Origin of the sequence: Pseudoalteromonas sp. JC3, assembly GCF_030291895.1 — a bacterium.
In the GTDB taxonomy this organism is placed as follows: Bacteria; Pseudomonadota; Gammaproteobacteria; order Enterobacterales; family Alteromonadaceae; genus Pseudoalteromonas.
The window spans coordinates 2,951,895-2,969,431 of the sequence record NZ_CP127855.1; the positions used below are offsets into that span (position 1 = coordinate 2,951,895).

Annotated in this window: 18 protein-coding genes; 3 read left to right on the top strand and 15 right to left on the bottom strand. The window is 43.9% G+C overall.

What is annotated here, in order from left to right; genetic code table 11:
- Window positions 1-9: 9 nt before the first annotated feature.
- The 4 genes from QSH61_RS12615 to rluD all read right to left on the bottom strand — a co-directional run bounded on the left by QSH61_RS12615 (window position 10) and on the right by rluD (window position 5,433).
- Window positions 10-945 carry an NADP-dependent oxidoreductase gene (locus QSH61_RS12615; protein ID WP_010606681.1) on the bottom strand — a complete coding sequence of 312 codons (936 nt, stop codon included), beginning with the start codon at window positions 943-945 and terminating at the stop codon, window positions 10-12.
- 128 nt (window positions 946-1,073) lie between these two features.
- Window positions 1,074-3,647 carry an ATP-dependent chaperone ClpB gene (gene clpB / locus QSH61_RS12620; RefSeq protein WP_130163731.1) on the bottom strand — a complete coding sequence of 858 codons (2,574 nt, stop codon included), beginning with the start codon at window positions 3,645-3,647 and terminating at the stop codon, window positions 1,074-1,076.
- Window positions 3,648-3,737: 90 nt separating this feature from the next.
- On the bottom strand, window positions 3,738-4,454 hold the full coding sequence (gene pgeF / locus QSH61_RS12625) for a peptidoglycan editing factor PgeF (RefSeq protein WP_206473404.1): 717 nt from the start codon (window positions 4,452-4,454) through the stop codon (window positions 3,738-3,740).
- 1 nt (window position 4,455) lies between these two features.
- On the bottom strand, window positions 4,456-5,433 hold the full coding sequence (gene rluD / locus QSH61_RS12630) for a 23S rRNA pseudouridine(1911/1915/1917) synthase RluD (RefSeq protein WP_010371027.1): 978 nt from the start codon (window positions 5,431-5,433) through the stop codon (window positions 4,456-4,458).
- A gap of 123 nt (window positions 5,434-5,556) precedes the next feature.
- On the opposite strand from rluD, the gene QSH61_RS12635 reads away from it, so the two are divergent.
- Entirely contained in the window at window positions 5,557-6,321 is a 765-nt protein-coding gene (locus QSH61_RS12635) for an outer membrane protein assembly factor BamD (RefSeq protein ID WP_010371025.1), read from the top strand.
- Window positions 6,322-6,539: 218 nt separating this feature from the next.
- On the opposite strand, the gene glnB is transcribed toward QSH61_RS12635, so the two are convergent.
- On the bottom strand, window positions 6,540-6,878 hold the full coding sequence (glnB, locus tag QSH61_RS12640) for a nitrogen regulatory protein P-II (protein ID WP_010371023.1): 339 nt from the start codon (window positions 6,876-6,878) through the stop codon (window positions 6,540-6,542).
- Between the two features lie 137 nt (window positions 6,879-7,015).
- Here glnB and QSH61_RS12645 point away from each other — a divergent pair, with 137 nt between their 5' ends.
- Window positions 7,016-7,567, top strand: coding sequence for a GspH/FimT family pseudopilin (locus tag QSH61_RS12645; RefSeq protein WP_238536745.1), 552 nt, complete (start codon window positions 7,016-7,018; stop codon window positions 7,565-7,567).
- 98 nt (window positions 7,568-7,665) lie between these two features.
- On the top strand, window positions 7,666-8,172 hold the full coding sequence (locus QSH61_RS12650; RefSeq protein ID WP_238536744.1) for a GspH/FimT family pseudopilin: 507 nt from the start codon (window positions 7,666-7,668) through the stop codon (window positions 8,170-8,172).
- 63 nt (window positions 8,173-8,235) lie between these two features.
- Here the strand turns inward: QSH61_RS12650 and QSH61_RS12655 are convergent, their stop codons facing one another.
- From QSH61_RS12655 to lspA, 10 genes are all read right to left on the bottom strand, one after another.
- Window positions 8,236-8,676 carry a type IV pilin protein gene (locus QSH61_RS12655; protein ID WP_206473402.1) on the bottom strand — a complete coding sequence of 147 codons (441 nt, stop codon included), beginning with the start codon at window positions 8,674-8,676 and terminating at the stop codon, window positions 8,236-8,238.
- Window positions 8,669-11,806, bottom strand: coding sequence for a pilus assembly protein (locus tag QSH61_RS12660; protein WP_206473400.1), 3,138 nt, complete (start codon window positions 11,804-11,806; stop codon window positions 8,669-8,671). Before QSH61_RS12660 ends, QSH61_RS12655 begins: the two co-directional genes overlap by 8 nt.
- A gap of 25 nt (window positions 11,807-11,831) precedes the next feature.
- Complete coding sequence (locus QSH61_RS12665) at window positions 11,832-12,293, bottom strand: pilus assembly protein PilX (protein ID WP_095727498.1); 462 nt, start codon at window positions 12,291-12,293, stop codon at window positions 11,832-11,834.
- On the bottom strand, window positions 12,281-13,288 hold the full coding sequence (locus tag QSH61_RS12670; protein ID WP_095727497.1) for a PilW family protein: 1,008 nt from the start codon (window positions 13,286-13,288) through the stop codon (window positions 12,281-12,283). The genes QSH61_RS12665 and QSH61_RS12670 overlap by 13 nt, the downstream gene beginning before the upstream one ends.
- Window positions 13,285-13,842 (bottom strand): type IV pilus modification protein PilV, encoded by a 558-nt coding sequence (pilV, locus tag QSH61_RS12675; RefSeq protein WP_174169983.1) that lies wholly within the window; start codon window positions 13,840-13,842, stop codon window positions 13,285-13,287. The genes QSH61_RS12670 and pilV overlap by 4 nt, the downstream gene beginning before the upstream one ends.
- A 117-nt stretch (window positions 13,843-13,959) precedes the next feature.
- A complete protein-coding gene (locus QSH61_RS12680) occupies window positions 13,960-14,646 on the bottom strand; it encodes a LytR/AlgR family response regulator transcription factor (RefSeq protein ID WP_174169982.1) in 687 nt (228 codons plus the stop codon).
- Window positions 14,643-15,647, bottom strand: a complete 1,005-nt coding sequence (locus QSH61_RS12685) for a sensor histidine kinase (RefSeq protein WP_174169981.1) — start codon at window positions 15,645-15,647, stop codon at window positions 14,643-14,645. The genes QSH61_RS12680 and QSH61_RS12685 overlap by 4 nt, the downstream gene beginning before the upstream one ends.
- A gap of 13 nt (window positions 15,648-15,660) precedes the next feature.
- Entirely contained in the window at window positions 15,661-16,590 is a 930-nt protein-coding gene (gene ispH, locus QSH61_RS12690) for a 4-hydroxy-3-methylbut-2-enyl diphosphate reductase (RefSeq protein ID WP_174169980.1), read from the bottom strand.
- Window positions 16,590-17,030, bottom strand: coding sequence for an FKBP-type peptidyl-prolyl cis-trans isomerase (gene fkpB, locus QSH61_RS12695; RefSeq protein ID WP_010370993.1), 441 nt, complete (start codon window positions 17,028-17,030; stop codon window positions 16,590-16,592). The genes ispH and fkpB overlap by 1 nt, the downstream gene beginning before the upstream one ends.
- On the bottom strand, window positions 17,027-17,530 hold the full coding sequence (gene lspA, locus QSH61_RS12700; RefSeq protein ID WP_174169979.1) for a signal peptidase II: 504 nt from the start codon (window positions 17,528-17,530) through the stop codon (window positions 17,027-17,029). The genes fkpB and lspA overlap by 4 nt, the downstream gene beginning before the upstream one ends.
- Between the last annotated feature and the right edge of the window lie 7 nt (window positions 17,531-17,537).

The following is a 17,537-nucleotide window of genomic DNA, read 5'->3' on the forward strand; positions in this document are numbered from 1 at the left end:
TTAGTACACTTAGGCCTTAATAATAACTTTGCCAACATGCTTACCACTTTCCATACAGTGATGAGCCAGCGCAATATCCGCCATAGCAAAGTAATGACTTACATTTATGCTGATTTTGCCAGCTTGGTACGCCTGATACAAATATTTAAGATCGTCTAAATTACTCGCAACCAACATCCCCTCAGCCCTTACACCCCTTGTCGTAGCTCGCTCACAGACCATTTCTTTGGTGACGCTGGGAATAGTCACTAGGTGCGAATCCGGCTTCATCGAGTCGACACACTGTAATGCAATATCGCCACCAATTAAGTCCAGTAAATCGCATTCAACTTGGTGCTGATAAAATTCGTCATAACTTATTGCCGTTACCTTAAGCTTTGACAACAATTCGTGCTCAGGGCGGGTCGAGACAGCAACTACCTTTCGACCTTCAAGCTGTGCTAGTTGAACTGCTAAATGCCCCACGCCACCGGTTGGTGCCAATACATATAGTGGACGATTATGATTCGAAAATTTATCTAGCGCTTGTTTTGCCGTAAGACCCGCAAGACAAAGACCTGCAATATCTGGATTTTCTTGCAAAGAAACCTTAATGAGCTCTGGCTCAAGCGCCACGACATAATCACTATAGGTTCCGGGGTTACTTGCAAACCCAATCATACCGATGACAAGGTCGCCTACTTTAAATTGGCTATCTGGGCCATAAACCTCAACCACCTCACCATACAGATCATATCCGAGCGGCAAAAAAGCATCTGCGCTTTTTTGCGCTGCAACATAACCAAGGCCTTGTCTGGTTTTCACTTCAATAGGATTTATGCTGGTACTGTTTACTTTTATGCGCACTTGGCCTGAACTAAGCGCTGGCAAAGAAATGGTGGTACTACACAGCTGATTGCTATCACCAAATTCGTAGATACCGTAAGTGGTTGACTTATTTATCATGTGCGGCTTTCTTAGAAGACAGTTTGTTATCTTTGTAGAATACGCGAAAGGGTAAAGAGTTTGAAGAAATTTACAGTATGGGAAAGAAAAACGCTCTTACAGTATGGCTGTAAGAGCGTTTAGCCATATTAGTGATTGAACACTATCTGGTCGTCGACAACCTCGACTTTAATGGTATCTCCAGTCACAAACTTCCCTTGTAACAAGTCCTGCGCCAACGGGTTTTCAATGTATTGTTGCACTGCTCGTTTTAGAGGACGGGCACCATATACAGGATCAAACCCGCTTGCAGCGATTTTATCAAGCGCGGCGTCACTGAGCTCAAGCGCAAAGCCTTTTTCAGTTAAGCGTTTACTCAATCTGTCTAACTGGATACTCGCAATTTCTTTAATATGCTCATTGATAAGCGGGTGGAACACCACAGTTTCATCAATGCGATTAATAAATTCAGGCCTAAACTGACTAGCAAGCACGCCCATAACACGCTCCTTGAGTGTCGCGTAGTCGTTATTTCCTGCTTGCTCTTGAATGACATCCGACCCTAAGTTCGAGGTCATGATGATCACCGCATTTTTAAAATCAACCGTGCGACCTTGACCATCGGTCAAGCGACCATCGTCCAAGACCTGCAATAAGATGTTAAATACATCTGGATGCGCTTTTTCCACTTCATCAAGTAAAATCACAGAATAAGGACGACGCCTTACCGCTTCTGTTAAATAGCCGCCTTCTTCATAGCCAACATAACCAGGAGGTGCACCAACCAAGCGCGCAACTGAGTGTTTTTCCATAAACTCGGACATATCAATGCGCACCATGGCGTCTTCTGTATCAAACATAAAGTTGGCTAACGCTTTGGTCAGCTCCGTTTTACCGACCCCTGTTGGACCTAAGAACAAAAACGAACCAATTGGGCGATTTGGGTCTGCAAGCCCGGCTCGTGAGCGACGGATAGCGTTGGCAACCGCATTAACGGCTTCGTCTTGCCCAATCACTTTTTTATGGAGCTCGTCTTCCATTTGCAGTAACTTTTCACGCTCACCTTGAAGCATTTTTGCTACCGGGATTCCAGTCCAGCGAGATAAAATTTCTGCAATTTCATCTTCACCCACCTGATTTTTTAAAAGGCTCATTTCCTGCATTTCAGCCTGAGAAGCAAGGTCTAGTTTTCGCTCAAGCTCAGGGATCCGACCGTATTGCAGTTCGGACATGCGTTGCAAGTCACTTGCTCGACGCGCGACTTCTAGATCTAAACGCGCTTGCTCAAGCTCAGCCTTAATCACTTGTGTGCCTTGTAGTGAGGCTTTTTCGGCATTCCACACCTCATCCAGCTCACGATACTCAGCTTCTAATTCATTAATGAGCGTTTGCATCTCAGTGCGACGCTTTTGACTCGCTTCATCTTTCTCTTTTGCCAGCGCGTTATCTTCCAATTTTAGTTGGATAATACGGCGCTCTAGTCTGTCTAATTGCTCCGGCTTTGAATCAATTTGCAGCCGAATTGAAGACCCTGCTTCGTCTATCAAATCGATAGCTTTATCTGGAAGCTGCCGATCTGAGATATAACGATGTGATAAATTAGCCGCAGCGACAATCGCGGGATCGGTAATATCGACCGAGTGGTGCAATTCGTAACGCTCTTTTAAGCCACGTAGAATCGCGATGGTGTCCTCTACGGTTGGCTCTGCAACAAATACTTTTTGGAAACGACGCTCAAGTGCCGCGTCCTTTTCAATATACTGACGATATTCATCGAGCGTGGTCGCCCCCACACAGTGAAGCTCACCACGAGCAAGTGCGGGTTTTAGCATGTTACCTGCATCCATTGCACCGTCGGTCTTGCCAGCCCCTACCATAGTATGGATTTCATCAATAAAGAGAATAACTTGACCTTCTTCTTTAGCCAACTCGTTCAATACCGACTTTAGGCGCTCTTCAAATTCACCACGGTATTTGGCTCCTGCCACCAATGCGCCCATATCTAGCGATAGTACGCGCTTACTTTTCAAACCTTCAGGAACTTCACCGTTGATAATACGCTGCGCGAGCCCCTCAACGATGGCGGTTTTACCAACGCCCGGTTCACCGATAAGTACAGGGTTGTTTTTAGTACGGCGCTGTAGCACTTGAATAGTGCGGCGAATTTCGTCGTCACGGCCAATAACAGGATCAAGCTTACCTTGCTCAGCACGCTCAGTGAGATCGATGGTAAATTTCTCAAGAGCTTGGCGAGTGTCTTCGGCATTAGGGTCATCCACTTTTTGACCCCCTCGAATAGCCTTAATGGCTTGCTCAATCTTTGGCTGGGTGATGTTAAGCGCTTTGAAAATCTCGCCTAATGGGCCTTTATCTTCGCACGCAGCAAAAACAAATAGCTCGCTGGAGATATATTTATCTTTACGCTTTTGTGCATATTTATCACACAGATTGATCAGCGAAATAAGGTTATTTGAAAGCTGTACATCACCACCTACACCTTCTACTTTAAATAGCTTTTCAATGGCTTGTGACAACTTAGTATTAAGCTCGTCGGCGCTCACACCTGCTTGTGCTAATAATGCGCGCACACTCGATCCGCTCTGTTGGAGCAAAGCATACATTAAATGAACAGGTTCAATAAATTGGTGATCGCGCCCAAGCGCTAATGACTGCGCATCAGAAAGCGCAGCTTGGAATTTGCTTGTAAATCTATCTAAACGCATGATTTATTTACCCATATAAAATATCGAATTACCTTATTTATGGGTATTAACTGAACGAAGATCAAGCGTAAAAGTAATAATTTACCCTGATTATTTGCGCCAAATCAAAGTTGCCATACGGCCCGTTGTTTTGTCTCTACGATAGGAAAAATACTGCTCGGACATAGTTACTGTACAGTGTTTATCGCCGTAAAAATTTTTTACACCTTGCTCGCGTAGTAACGATTGTGCAAGCTCGAAAATATCCGCAATATATTTACCGTCTTTTTTGGCAACAAATGCCGTATTTCGTTGCGCCTCAAAAGCCTCTACTACGTCTTCGCCCACCTCGAATGCTCTAGGCCCAATCGCAGGGCCAAACCATACACAGATCTCTTCAGGTGCACAGTTAAACTTAGCCAGTGTTTGCGAGATAATTCCAGCCGCAAGAGGCTTCCAACCACCATGGATAGCGGCCACCTCTTCACCATCTTTTGATGCAAGCAGAATGGGTAAGCAGTCTGCTGTCATGATAGCCAGTGGTGTTTGACGCAATCGAGTGTATAAGGCATCGGCTTGATGGACCTGTGCGATTTCAAACTGCTCGTCGACCACCACCACTTCTGCGCCATGTACTTGCTCAAGCCATACAATCGGGTTGGCCACATAACCATGTAAAATTCGACGGTTTTCGGCTACATGTTCAGCATTATCACCAACATGAAAGGCTAGATTGAAGCTATCATACGGCGGCGCTGAAACACCGCCCTTACGCGTTGTTGATAATGTCCCAACTAATTGGGTTAATGGCCACTGAGCAAGTTGCATCTTATAACGTTAAATCCGGGTTTTCTTTGGTGTCTTCTCTGAGCGCTGCCACCAACTTAATCATATCTTCAGGCACAGGCGCTTCCCATGTCATCTTCTCGCCAGTAATAGGGTGAGCGATACTCAATTTTATAGCATGCAATGCCTGACGTTTAAACTCTCTTAATTGCTCGGTTAATCCTTGAGTTGCATTTCTTGGTGGACGAGGACGGCCGCCATAGAGCTGATCGCCAATTAGTGGGTGATTCAAATACGCCATGTGTACACGAATTTGGTGCGTTCTACCGGTTTCTAGGCGCAGGCGCAATCGCGTGTGTGCTCTGAACTTTTCAGCAACACGGTAATGAGTGATAGCTGGCTTACCCATCTCATGTACTGCCATATGTGTACGCTTGGTTGCGTGACGACCGATTGGCTTTTCAATCATGCCACCTGCGGTCATCGTGCCATTACAGACAGCTTCGTATTCACGTGTGAAGTTTTCACGCGCTTGCAGATTCTTCACCAAGTGCGTTTGTGCTTGAATAGTTTTCGCTACGACCATTAGACCAGTCGTGTCTTTGTCTAGACGGTGTACGATGCCAGCACGTGGCACGTTAATGATTTCTGGGTGATGGTGCAACAGAGCATTTAACACTGTGCCATCTGGGTTACCGGCACCGGGGTGAACCACCAGCCCCATCGGCTTGTTTATCACAAGAATGTCATCATCTTCGTAAACAATGTCTAACTCTATATCTTGCGCTTCGTATTCACGTTGTGCTTCGATAACCGTCTCGATAGCGACACTTTCACCACCAAGTAACTTTTCACGAGGGGTGTTGAATACTTCGCCATCTACGGTGACTTTATCTTCAAGGATCCAAGTTTTTATTCTTGAACGAGAAAAATCCGGGAACAATTGCGCCAATATTTGGTCTAGACGTTTACCACCGAGTTCGACTGGAACCTCCGCTTGGAGGGAAATTTGCTCTGACATCTGAAACTTTACCTAATTTACCAGTGCAAGCCGTGCTCGACTGGGTTAGAATCGTATTAATGCATAGTTTACTCGGTTTTGCCGAGTTGGCCTAGCCGAAGAAAACAAAGGTAGTAAAATAAAATGATTAAAAACTTAAGGACACACGCCTTTAGGCTGGCGTTAGCCGCGTCTGTTTTGGGTTTGGCAGCCTGTTCATCCGCACCAGAACAAGAAGATATTGAGCGCGTACCAAACAAATCCGCCCAAGCGCTTTATGAAGATGCTAAACAAACATTAGATTCAGGTTTATATGCCCGCGCCATTGAATTATTGGGCGCGATTAATGCTCGTTACCCGTTTGGCCCTTATGCAAGACAAGTTCAAATGGACTTAGTCTATGCATATTATCAAACAGGTAACACTGACCAAGCACTTGCCACTATTGATCGTTTTATTCGCTTAAATCCAAATCATAAAGACCTAGACTACATGTACTACATGCGAGGTCTGGTAAGTATTAAAGCTGACGAAAACGCATTCCAAGAATATTTCGGTGTAGACAGAGCCGACCGCGATGCCAATCGCACCCGCGTTGCTTTTCAGGACTTAACCACGCTGGTTAAAAACTACCCAAACAGTCCATATGCACCAGAGGCGAAAAAACGCTTAGTATGGTTACTAAACAAAATGGCTCGTTACGAACTGAGAGTCGCTGAATATTACTTCGAACGTGAAGCATATCTTGCCGCAGCAAACCGTGGCAAATATGTAGTAGAGCACTACTCTCAAAGTAGTTATCTGACCCAAGCTTTTGACATTATGGAAAAAAGCTACCGAAAGCTTGGTCTTCCTGACCTTGCAGATAACGTGAAAAAAGCCAAATCGGTTAACGCACGTAACAAATAAAAAGAGTGCTAAGTCACGATATCACCAATGTCGTGACGCCTCTTTCACCAGTACTCGCCTTCAAGCATTCTACAGCAGTAAAAAATACTTGTTTCCTGTACATAGACATCAGCCGTCAGCGTGTTTTTTTTGATTGTCGTTGTAATAAGGAAGGATTTAGGCTGCCCATAATAGAAGGTAAGCAGCCTTAAAAGGTAAGCATTTGACTGAGCAGCGTATTAAATTGCTTCTTCGTCCTCTTCACCTGTACGGATCCGAACCACACGCTCAACATCGGTCACAAAGATTTTACCGTCACCAATTTTGCCCGTTTGAGCGGTTTTTAGGATAACTTCAATGGCTCTGTCAACGTCTTCATCTGCGGTAACAATATCAAGTTTCACTTTAGGCAAGAAATCTACCATATATTCAGCACCGCGATATAACTCAGTATGACCTTTCTGACGACCAAAACCTTTTACCTCACATACCGTCATACCCGTGATCCCCACATCCGAAAGCGCTTCTCGGACATCATCAAGTTTAAACGGTTTAATTATTGCTTCTATTTTCTTCATGACTATCTCGATTCCTTTGGTATAGCGTCGATTTTAGACAATCCGCTTGCCCAAGGCAAACAAAGACATTGAAAGTTGAAGTGATTTCACGCAATAATATTAATCATAAATTATTACTTTTTGGTTGTGAGGCGGTAATGAAACAATCAGCAGGATTCAATCTACTAGAACTGATGATAACCATCGCTATATTGGCTATCGTGTTGGCCATTTCATTTAGCTTTGATGGCAACCTGCTGCAACGTAACCGAGCAGAGTCCTTCTTACAAGAATTACAACGCAATATCGCTTTTGCTCGTGTAAAAGCAACCGCTGCAGACGACATTGTCATTCTCTGCCCCGCGCCACCAGCCAATATTCAAGCTAGGACTGCATTTACTTGCCAAGATAATTGGGCAACAAACAGAATTAGCGTGTTTGTTGACAGAGATAAAAATGGCACATTTAGTAATGGAGATACTATCCATCGCACTATGGAGGTCGTAGACGATAACGACACTATGGTGTTTAAGAACAAAGACCAGCCTGCAGGCAATCTTCTAAGGTTTGATTCAAGCGGACTCTTAAGTGGTTCAAACGCTGGCAATTTCACCTATTGCCCAGGCGATGACAACAATAATCAGCAGCTGAGTGTTTCAACCGCTGGCACAGCATTATATCGAGGAAGTACGACAGAATCCTGTGAATAGACGCAAAACACCGATACGCAAATTATCTCGAAGTTCCAATCTTGCCTTTAACATATAAACGACTAGGCTTAAAGAAAATATAATACGAGGCAAAGGATATGCATCGTCATATGGGTTTTTCCCTATTGGAATCTTTAGTGTGTTTGGCGATTATCACCATCGTCAGTTTATTTTCTCTTCCCACTCTTACTGCTTTGTTTCAGTTTGATAAACCAAAAATAAAATTGGAAGCATTACGACGGGCCATTAATTTTGCTCGCATTCAAGCCGTTGCAAGCGGTGCAACCGTTACTTTGTGCCCATTGAAAAACAATCGCTGCGACGACAAAGAATGGCACACTCAGTTAACGGTTTTTATCGACTACCACCCTCAAGGTGAGTTTTCAGACGATGATTATAAGTTAGCGGTTGTGGACTCGGTAGACTCAGGTGACAAGCTCACCTACCCAAGAAACGCCATTATATTTCGTCATTTTGGTCATCTCGCAGGACTCTATAACGGTACTTTTGTCTACTGTAACGCAAGTTCTACTGTGGGATTGTCGTTGTCAGTTAGCTACACAGGGAAAAGCACTCTAAAAGATACTGATGAGTGTCAAAAGTAAATAACCTAAGCTCGGGGATAGTTAGTATTAATAAAAAGGGAAGTTAACTACTTCCCCAGAAAACTAGCGCTCCCAACACCTGTCTATAGCGTCTTGATTCGTTGTCCCAGTAACACCACGAACCCCAAGTTCATCGATAGTTAAAGCAGGACACTGCTCATCACCTTGTACGGGCCCCGATGCAGCTGTTGCAACAATTCTGAAAGTATCATTGGTGACGTTTTCAAGTGTCACGTTGAAGTAGCCATTCTCTGTTGCTGTTGGTACACCGATTGCTTCAAGATCATTCGAATATGCTCTGTTGTCCACAAAAAATTGTTCTTGCTTATTCGCAGCGTCAAGTAACAAAGTCATAGCGTCTGCTCTTGCCCCCCTCCTAACGTATTCACTGTAATTAGGGTAAGCGATAGCTGATAGGATCCCGATAATCACCACCACTATCATTACTTCAATTAAGGTAAACCCTCTTTCGACTAAACAACCTGCGGAGTTATTTCTATTCATCTTTCCCTTTCTCATCGCTATCTTCTCTCTTATAGATATAAAGCTGTTTAGTCTTTATCTTTGTACTTTTGGTTGTGAATATTTCAACCGGTTTTTTAACGGGTACCGGTTCACTAGGAATACTCGGTGGTGCAAATGGAGTACTTGCATCAGGTCCTGCTTCAATCCCTGGACCTGGAATATACACAATATTGTCTCTTACTATGATCGAGGGCTTATCTGGTAAGTCTTGTGATGTAATATAGGTTTTACCCGTACCATAGTGCAAGTGAAACATATAGAGCTGGCCTTTGCCGCCCGTGAGCGTACATTGCTGAGTAGTCTGGTCTGCTGGGGTAAATGACGTAAAATAAGCGACCCCACCAATCACTGTTGATTCTGCTAGCGACTTTTCTCCACCAGATAATTGATACTTCCAACCTTTAAATTGAGCCAGCTTAGCCTCTTGTTTAACGAATTTGTCCAAGTCATTTACCGCATTACCAAAAGGATCATCTTTCATTTCCATTAAATCACTGATGACTATCGGCTCTGGGATATCCTCGACAAATGACTGTGTTTTGGTATTCACATCCCTAACCATAAATAGATAATCCGTTACACTTGAGTCTGTTGGTTTTGCGCGGTTGCCGCTACCTATTACAATGGCATCAAACGGTGTATCTTTTCGCTCCATACGATAATCATTCGCTCCTGTACCGAAGATAGTTTTAGTTACCTCACTATAAAACGTTCTCGCAATCGTCGGTTTATAGAAAAAACGTCTATCCTGATCAGCGGCTGTACTACCCAGTTGTGCAAGCTCAAAGTGTGTCCACGGCTCCGTAGGATCATTAGGGTTTGGTCCAGGCATATCTATTCGCCATATACTGCCTGCGGTATCCGCTAAATATATTCGGTCGCTAAAGCCATCGTAGTCCGAATCCGTCAATGCAGGTTGCGCAACGATGCTATGCTCCCCCTTAAACGCATCCCCCGTAAGCGACCAAACGATATCAGCATTGTTTGACATAATATCGACCATGTAAATGCCAACACCTTTGTTATTCTCGTCGACTGAGCGCGATACATTATCTTTGTTGGTGTTGTAACCTGCAGCAAAAATCAATACGGGTCTATTCTTTTGCTTCTCAATAAAGCTGACGACAGGCTTAGACCACGTTTGTCCCAAATCTTTAAACTTATTTGAATCACCAGAAATAGGCCCACCCCAAAGTAATGATGGCGAATCAGGGTTAGTGATATCGAAACCATAGTACTTGTTTCCACCACGGCGCATACCAACAAAGGCCCACACCTTGTCACCAGACTCTACTTTTCGGTTTTTATTGATATCATGAAAATAGACAGTAATTGGGCCATCCATGCCATATAACTTGGTTTCTGCTTTTTCCGTTTTCACTGGGTTTAAGATAGATAAAAGTGACTTCGGAATAAATGCCCAACTTTCGCTTACACTGTTACCATTGTCTTTGAACATGTGTAACACACCAGCATTGGTGCCTACTAAGATGCGAACGTCACCATTCCCATAGTCAATTGATGCTGGCTTTGAATGAAGCGGATCTGCAAATATATCGGCTCTTCTATCCGAAGAAAAACCATCTCCATCGTCATCATCTACATCTTTGCCAATTACCCAGTTGAAGACTTCTTGTAACTGGCTTTTACTGGCACCACTTAGGCCCATCGCATCCGCTAATTGTGTTCGGCCACCGTATGCACTCTCTGCATTATCATAAGTAAATTCAACTAACGAGCCGCCGTCAAAATCCGACAGCACTTTTCTCGTTAGTTGATTTTCCAAAGCGTAGTTAACACCACCCTTTTCAATATTATTGCCATCCTTCGAGCCTCCAGCTGACCAAAAGGTGGTAATACTGTTTGAGATTGCGCCTTTTTCATCTATCGCGGGGGTACCTTCTTGGCCCACCACTTTTTTATTTTCAAATTTTAATTTTTTAAGGTTACCGCGCCAGCGAGTATGAGTTTCCGGCTTAAACTGAGTGTAGTATAAAGCATTTCCGGTTTGCGTCGGATCTTGTGCGTTGGCAGACACGGTTGGTGAACTAAAGCTTGCACTCACATTTCTGATATTGGTAATCGTGGTTTTGAGCACGTCCGATAAGTCGTTTGCGGTATGCGCATGAAGATATTGCCCACCACCTTGCGTCGCGGTTTCTTTAAGCAGATCTATGCCTGTACCCGACATACCATTACCAAAACCAATCGTGAAGACCCGTGCAAAATCGTGTTCATCAGGTGTAGAAGGATATAAGTCAACTTTAACTTGAGACGTACCGCGCATTGTTTTAGCTAATGCGGGTAAATAATTTTTAGTGACACCAGAACCTTCATTTATATCAAAGTAATTGGGATAAGAGCCATAGACTGAAAAATATTCATTCACTATGCTATTGTTAGAGCTAGTGTCACTGGTTGGATCTCCATCTGTCATTAAAATTAAATTAATTGAGGTATCGCAGCGTTCATCCGCGCCACGGGCTGGAGTAAACGCGGAGATATAATTACCACGACGCTCTATACTCTTATCTCTATCGTTTCCACCGTTTTCGCCCCAGTAGACATCTCCACCTTTAAGGTAGTTATACAACTCCCATAAGGTTTCAGATAACGGCGTTGAGCCAGAAGCAGGTAATGCATTTATTTTTTCTACAATGTCATCACTACTACTACCAATACCATTTAATATATAACCGCCACTTGAAGAATATAGGCGAGATAAACCAAATTGGATATCTGCGTTGTCTTTCACCAGTTTACGCATCGCGTTTTGCGCAACTTTGAGGCGGCTATCAGCACAGCCCTGTACAGCTTGATTGTACTCATTTGCTTGATAACAGTTACTACCGTTAAAGCACTCTGTTTCTTGGTATCCATAACGTGTTTCATAACGCCAGCCAGTCCACACGCGATATGAGTAACGCTCATAACACGCCTTACCATTTTGTGAGTCCCACGCCATACTGCCCGATGTATCAAATAACATTAATACTCTGGGCTGCTCACGGGTAGAGACATTATGTTTAACGTAAAGCTCGATATCTTCGGCCTGAACGATTTGTGTCAACGCGGACCAAGCAATTAAAATACAAAATAACTTTTTCATAATTTATATCCGAAGAAGTCTATAGTTAATTTGAAACACTGACTATTTCTTGCCCAACACCCATCACAATAGTTACATTGTGACGACCTCTATCGCCGTATTCCACCGTGGCCTGGACTTCCGTCATGTTACAGACGAACCCATCTGTGTAATCAAATTGTCGGGGACAAAATAGCTCAAGCTCTCCGTTATTTAAGTTTTTCACGGTCGCTTGTAAGCCATTGGGTGTTTGTACTGTCGCGCCACCATCTGCTAGCTGCTGTCGTGAGCGTAAAAACACATTATTGGGGGCTCGTTGCTCTTGCCTTATCAACCTTTGCATTTCACCAAACAGTAAACTCTCGGCTTCTTCTCGCTCCATCACCGCATGTGTCATTTTAATATCCAAGGTACTTGTGCTCATTAAAGTCACTGCAACCGCCATAACAGCAACCACCATCACCATCGCCATGATCAGCACCACACCTCGTTGCTTTACATTTCCCATGCTGAGCCTCCCATGTTGTACATCGAAATCGTAGTTGAGAAAACCGTTCTGCGAACGGCATCTGTATAAGTTAGCTCGCTTCTATTGGGATCATTTCCCAGATAGTAAGTCCGCTTTTGCACCCCGAAATCTGCATCAGGCTGTAGGACTCTAACTAAAACAAACAACTGCAAAGATAAAATCCCTCGCGTTCCGCTCCAATCGGCCTCAGACATATTCGCAGTGTGCCTATATCTATCTACGCGGCCGTCATAATCGGTATCTAAGCCAAACACAAACCGCATCCGTTCAACCCCTTCAATGACCAGCTCATCACTCATTCCACCACTTACCAGTAGACGTTTTCTTCTCAATACAGGGATGGTGATAGTGCGATTGTTAATCACCTGCTGCTCTTCACTTATGTAATAAACATGGTGACTATAAGGCCACAATGTGGCGTTTACACTTGGCATATTGCCAATGGTATTACCAGCAATAAACTCCGCCTGCTCTTGCTGCGCAATAAAGTAGTATCTTCCATTTTGGATTTGTGTCCCATCTGGAACTAGTCCTGTGATTTCCACTGGGTTACCTTCCAAAAACTTCACTTGCAACACTTCGGTCTCGGGTATCGCTTTGGTAATACACTCCATAGCATTAGCACCGTCGGAGAGTGTCGCTAAGATAGGTCTAAAATTTGTGGGGTCGTTGTTAGGGAAACTTCCATTATTAGGTCCATCGCTGCAATCATTACCCGGATTTGCTGGTGCACTTTGATTGGTACTTTTGAAGCCTTTGTCGTAAAAGGTTCCCCAAAAGCCAACTTGCTCGATATCGCGACGCATTATTGATAGAGACAAGCGTCCCTTTTCTTGTAATTCTCCAATTTGCATCGTGTCATTGGTGGTCGCCTTCATACCTATGTATGTTGCTATAACACCTGCTAATAACATCACACCAATGAACATGGCGATCATTATTTCCAATAAGGTAAACCCTAGCATCCTTTTCATGGCTCACTCCTAATTAAAACAAATGTTTCCATGACTACCGCTCTGCGTCTATCATCAACCGTACCACAATCCCCCGCGGGATTATCCTCAAGGGCAGTCATGGCCTGACGTCCTCGCCACGTGACAACAACCCTCACATTTACCCCGGAAGGATCGGTGGCACTCGAGGTGGGAGTAATACATACAACCGCATTATCCAACGAACCGGTATTTTCTCGTGCTCTTATGGCTCGACGCCAATTAGCAATATCCGTTTGCGCGATGCTAGCTGCACTACAATATCCGGTATAACAAGTGTCCGCTTTTGTAGTTCCGCTCTCACTATTAAACTTTACCTTATAAAGTGTCGTGATGTCGGTCGCATCATTACTACGAATACGATGCATGATGTCGCTGGCAAGCTCAACCGCTGCGGCTCGCTGCATAGAATCAAAACTTGCTTGTTTAGCTTTTGCTTGTAATGCCACAGCACCAAGCAGCCCAAAGCTCAAAATCATAAAAGCAATAAGCACTTCTAACAGTGTGAAGCCATGTTGCTTTAGCGAAAGATGCATATCTCAACCAGAATTCAATTATCCTAGTTTCAGTGTAAGCGGTCGTCTTTGAAACTCAATACGAGATAGTATGAAAGGTCTATTGAGGCGATAAACGGTTTATTCACCACTTAACACTCAAAACAATGTTTTTATTTGGGTATAAGCTCTACGGCTAACTTCATAGCGATTGGGCAGCGACTTGAGGCAAACATAGTGCTTTTGTTCATGTAGTTCTAAAGCAGAAATTTCTGTTCGCTTAACTAATGTACTGCGATGGATTTGAATAAAATGTGTTGGAAACTTATCTAACAGTGACTTGAGTGACATGTCAATTAATGCTTGTAGGCCGGAATTCAAGGTTACTCGCGTATATTTTTCATCCGCCTCGGCAACAATAACATCCGAAGCCTGAACGTAACGCAACTCACTGCCAACGTAATAGCTGAGCGTCTCCATACTCGGAAAGATAGTAGTCAATAAAGCATCAAGCTTATCACTATCTAGTGGCTTCACTAGATAACCATTGGCGTGCAGTTCAAATGCTTCTAACGCATATTCCGGATGCGCCGTTAGAAACACGATTTTCATCCTCGGAAATTGCAGGCGTAATTGACTCGCAAGCTCAACACCTGACTGACCTGGCATCGAAATATCAAGAAAAATTAGCTGTACAGGCTCCTGATTTAGTAGCGCTTCCACACCGTCAGCGCAGTCAACTTCACCGATACAACGAAAGCCCACGTGCTTTTGCATTAGTCGTTTAACGCGAGCTCTTGCCAACGGCTCATCATCCACAATAAGATAAGATATTACTGTTTTCATAGTGGTAGCGAAAAACTGACGGTATAGCTATCTTGACTGGCTTCGGTTTTAAAATCAATGGGCTGATTGTAGTGTAAAGTCAAGCGGCGTCTGATGTTACTTATCCCAATGCCATGCCCTTGGTGCGTCGGCTTTAATTTTGCGTCATAGCTGTTAAAAATTACCACCGTTAAGGTGCGTTTACTACAGTGAATATGAATACGAATATCCGCTCCATTTGGGTTTGGCTCTACCCCATGGCTAACCGCGTTCTCCACCAATGGCTGCAATATCAACGCAGGGATAAAAACATCTCCCAAGACATTGTCTAATTCCCACTCTACCCTCAGACGCTCTGCAAAGCGCCACTGCTCAAGTGCTAAATACGCTTTGCATAAAGATATTTCACTTTCCAGCGGAACAATATTTTGTGTGGACATCGCAGCGCGAGATAAATCGGCAAGGGCTAATGCTGACTTTTCTGCTGCACTTGGATCGATATGAGTCAATTCGGCCACTGTATTGAGTGAGTTATATAAAAAGTGCGGCCGAATTCTCGCATGTAACGCTTCAAGTTCCGCTTGAGATAGCGCTTTCACCTTACGAATATTATCGGTAAAGATAGCTAAGAAATGCGCGAAAAGCGTGATAATGCAAAGACATATTGCGATGTTACGCCATAAGCTCAATTCAATTTTTGCCTCATCAATCCAACCGAGCAATGTAAAACCATAGGGAAAAGCCGTACTAGTGACAACAGTACAAAGCACGAAGACAGATATGAGAATACCTGCTTCAACTAGATCTGAGCGCTTCTCAACAGCGTGGCGTACAATCGCTATCACGGCAAGTGATAAAAAGGCAGTGAAATGAATAAATAAGCTAGTTAACCCAAGGGATTGCCAAAACGCAGTCGCGGAAATCAGCGTGTATAAAAAGGCTAGGATTTGCGAGGCAACTAGCAATGCTAGCACACCTCGCTCACTCAATAGTGCAGACAACAACCTGATACGCGGTGTCATCGTGCTAACTCTCTTATCTGAGTTCTACAGGTACGGCAAACACGACATTTTCTTCTTGTCCTGGGTTCTCAACTACCGTTTTCCCACCAAGTTCTTTAAGTCGAGAGATAACCTGTTGAACCAACACTTCAGGTGCAGATGCGCCGGCAGTTACACCTACCTTTGCAACCCCATCGAACCAAGCTTCTTCGATGGAAGAGGCATCATCGATAAGAAATGCTTTAGTTCCCATTTTATCCGCAAGCTCTCTTAAACGGTTAGAGTTAGAACTATTTTTCGCACCCACCACAAGCAATAAATCAACTTTGTCCGCTAAGTCGCGAACCGCATCTTGGCGGTTTTGCGTGGCATAACAGATATCATCTTTTCGAGGACCACTGATGTTCGGAAACTTGCTACGCAGTGCGTCAATTACATCCGCAGTGTCATCTACCGATAATGTTGTTTGACTGCAATAGAACACATTGTCAGCATCTTTCACTTCGAGTGCTGCTACATCCTCTGGTTTTTCAACGAGATAAATACCACCATTCGGATTGTCATACTGCCCCATAGTACCCTCAACTTCAGGGTGCCCCTGGTGCCCAATCAAAATACACTCAGTACCTCTGCGGCTAGCACGCGTCACTTCCATATGCACCTTTGTCACTAACGGACAAGTCGCATCAAAGACTTTTAGCTCTCGGCGCTTCGCTTCATTACGTACTTGCTGAGAAACACCATGCGCGCTGAAAATAACAATACTGTCGTCTGGCACTTCATTTAGCTCTTCAACGAATACCGCACCACGAGACTTCAGACCATCAACAACATATTTGTTATGAACAACTTCATGGCGAACATAAATAGGCGCTTCGAAAATATCGAGTGCACGCTCAACAATGCTGATCGCTCTATCTACACCTGCACAGAATCCTCTCGGGTTTGCCAGCAAGATATCCATCAGTTATTTACCTCAAGAATTTCAACTTCAAACGTTACTTTTTGGCCTGCAAGCGGGTGATTGAAATCGACAGTTACCGAGTCGCCGGCTACTTCTCGGATCAATCCAGGTAAGTCAGTACCATCAGGTTGCGTAAATGCAATGATGCTACCTACTTGAGCAGGGGTTTCTGCGCCAAATTTGCTTCTATCAACATAATAGATGTTATCAGGATTTGGTTGTCCAAACGCGTCTTCTGGCTCTAGCTCAAAAGATTTCTCATCGCCCGCTTTTAATCCAAGCAAGCACTTTTCAAAATTTTCCGTCAGGCTGCCATCACCCATAAACAACTTAGCGGGTTTATTATGAACTTTGGTAGAATCTGCTGCTGAACCGTCTGATAACTTGATTGAAAAATGGAACAAGACTTCAGACTTTGCTCCAATTAGTTGCTCACTCACGCATTTTTCTCCTGTGGTTTATCGCCACTGGTAAAGGCATCGAAAATTAATAGTGCAGCACCGCCGACAATCGCCATGTCTGCGACATTAAACGCTGGATAATGCCAGTCTTGATAATAGAAATGAAGGAAGTCAATCACATAACCATGAATAATGCGGTCGTATAAATTTCCTACCGCACCACCTAATACCAGGGCGTAGGCCAATCCCAACTTCCAATTTGATGCCGGCAACTTACGTAGCCAAAAAATCAATAAAGTGCTAATCGCCACGGCAATGCCACTTAAAAAGTAACGTTGCCAGCCACCTGCTTCACTTAGGAAGCTAAAAGCCGCACCATAGTTATGCATATAGGTGAGATTGAATATAGGCAAAATATCAATGGACTCATAGAGTTCCATTTCAGTCATAACCAGTGCTTTGGTGAAATAGTCTACTGCAAAAAGCAGTAGACTAAGCCACAACCACACCAGACCACTTTTCTGTGTAGTTTGTGTCACGTTTTAC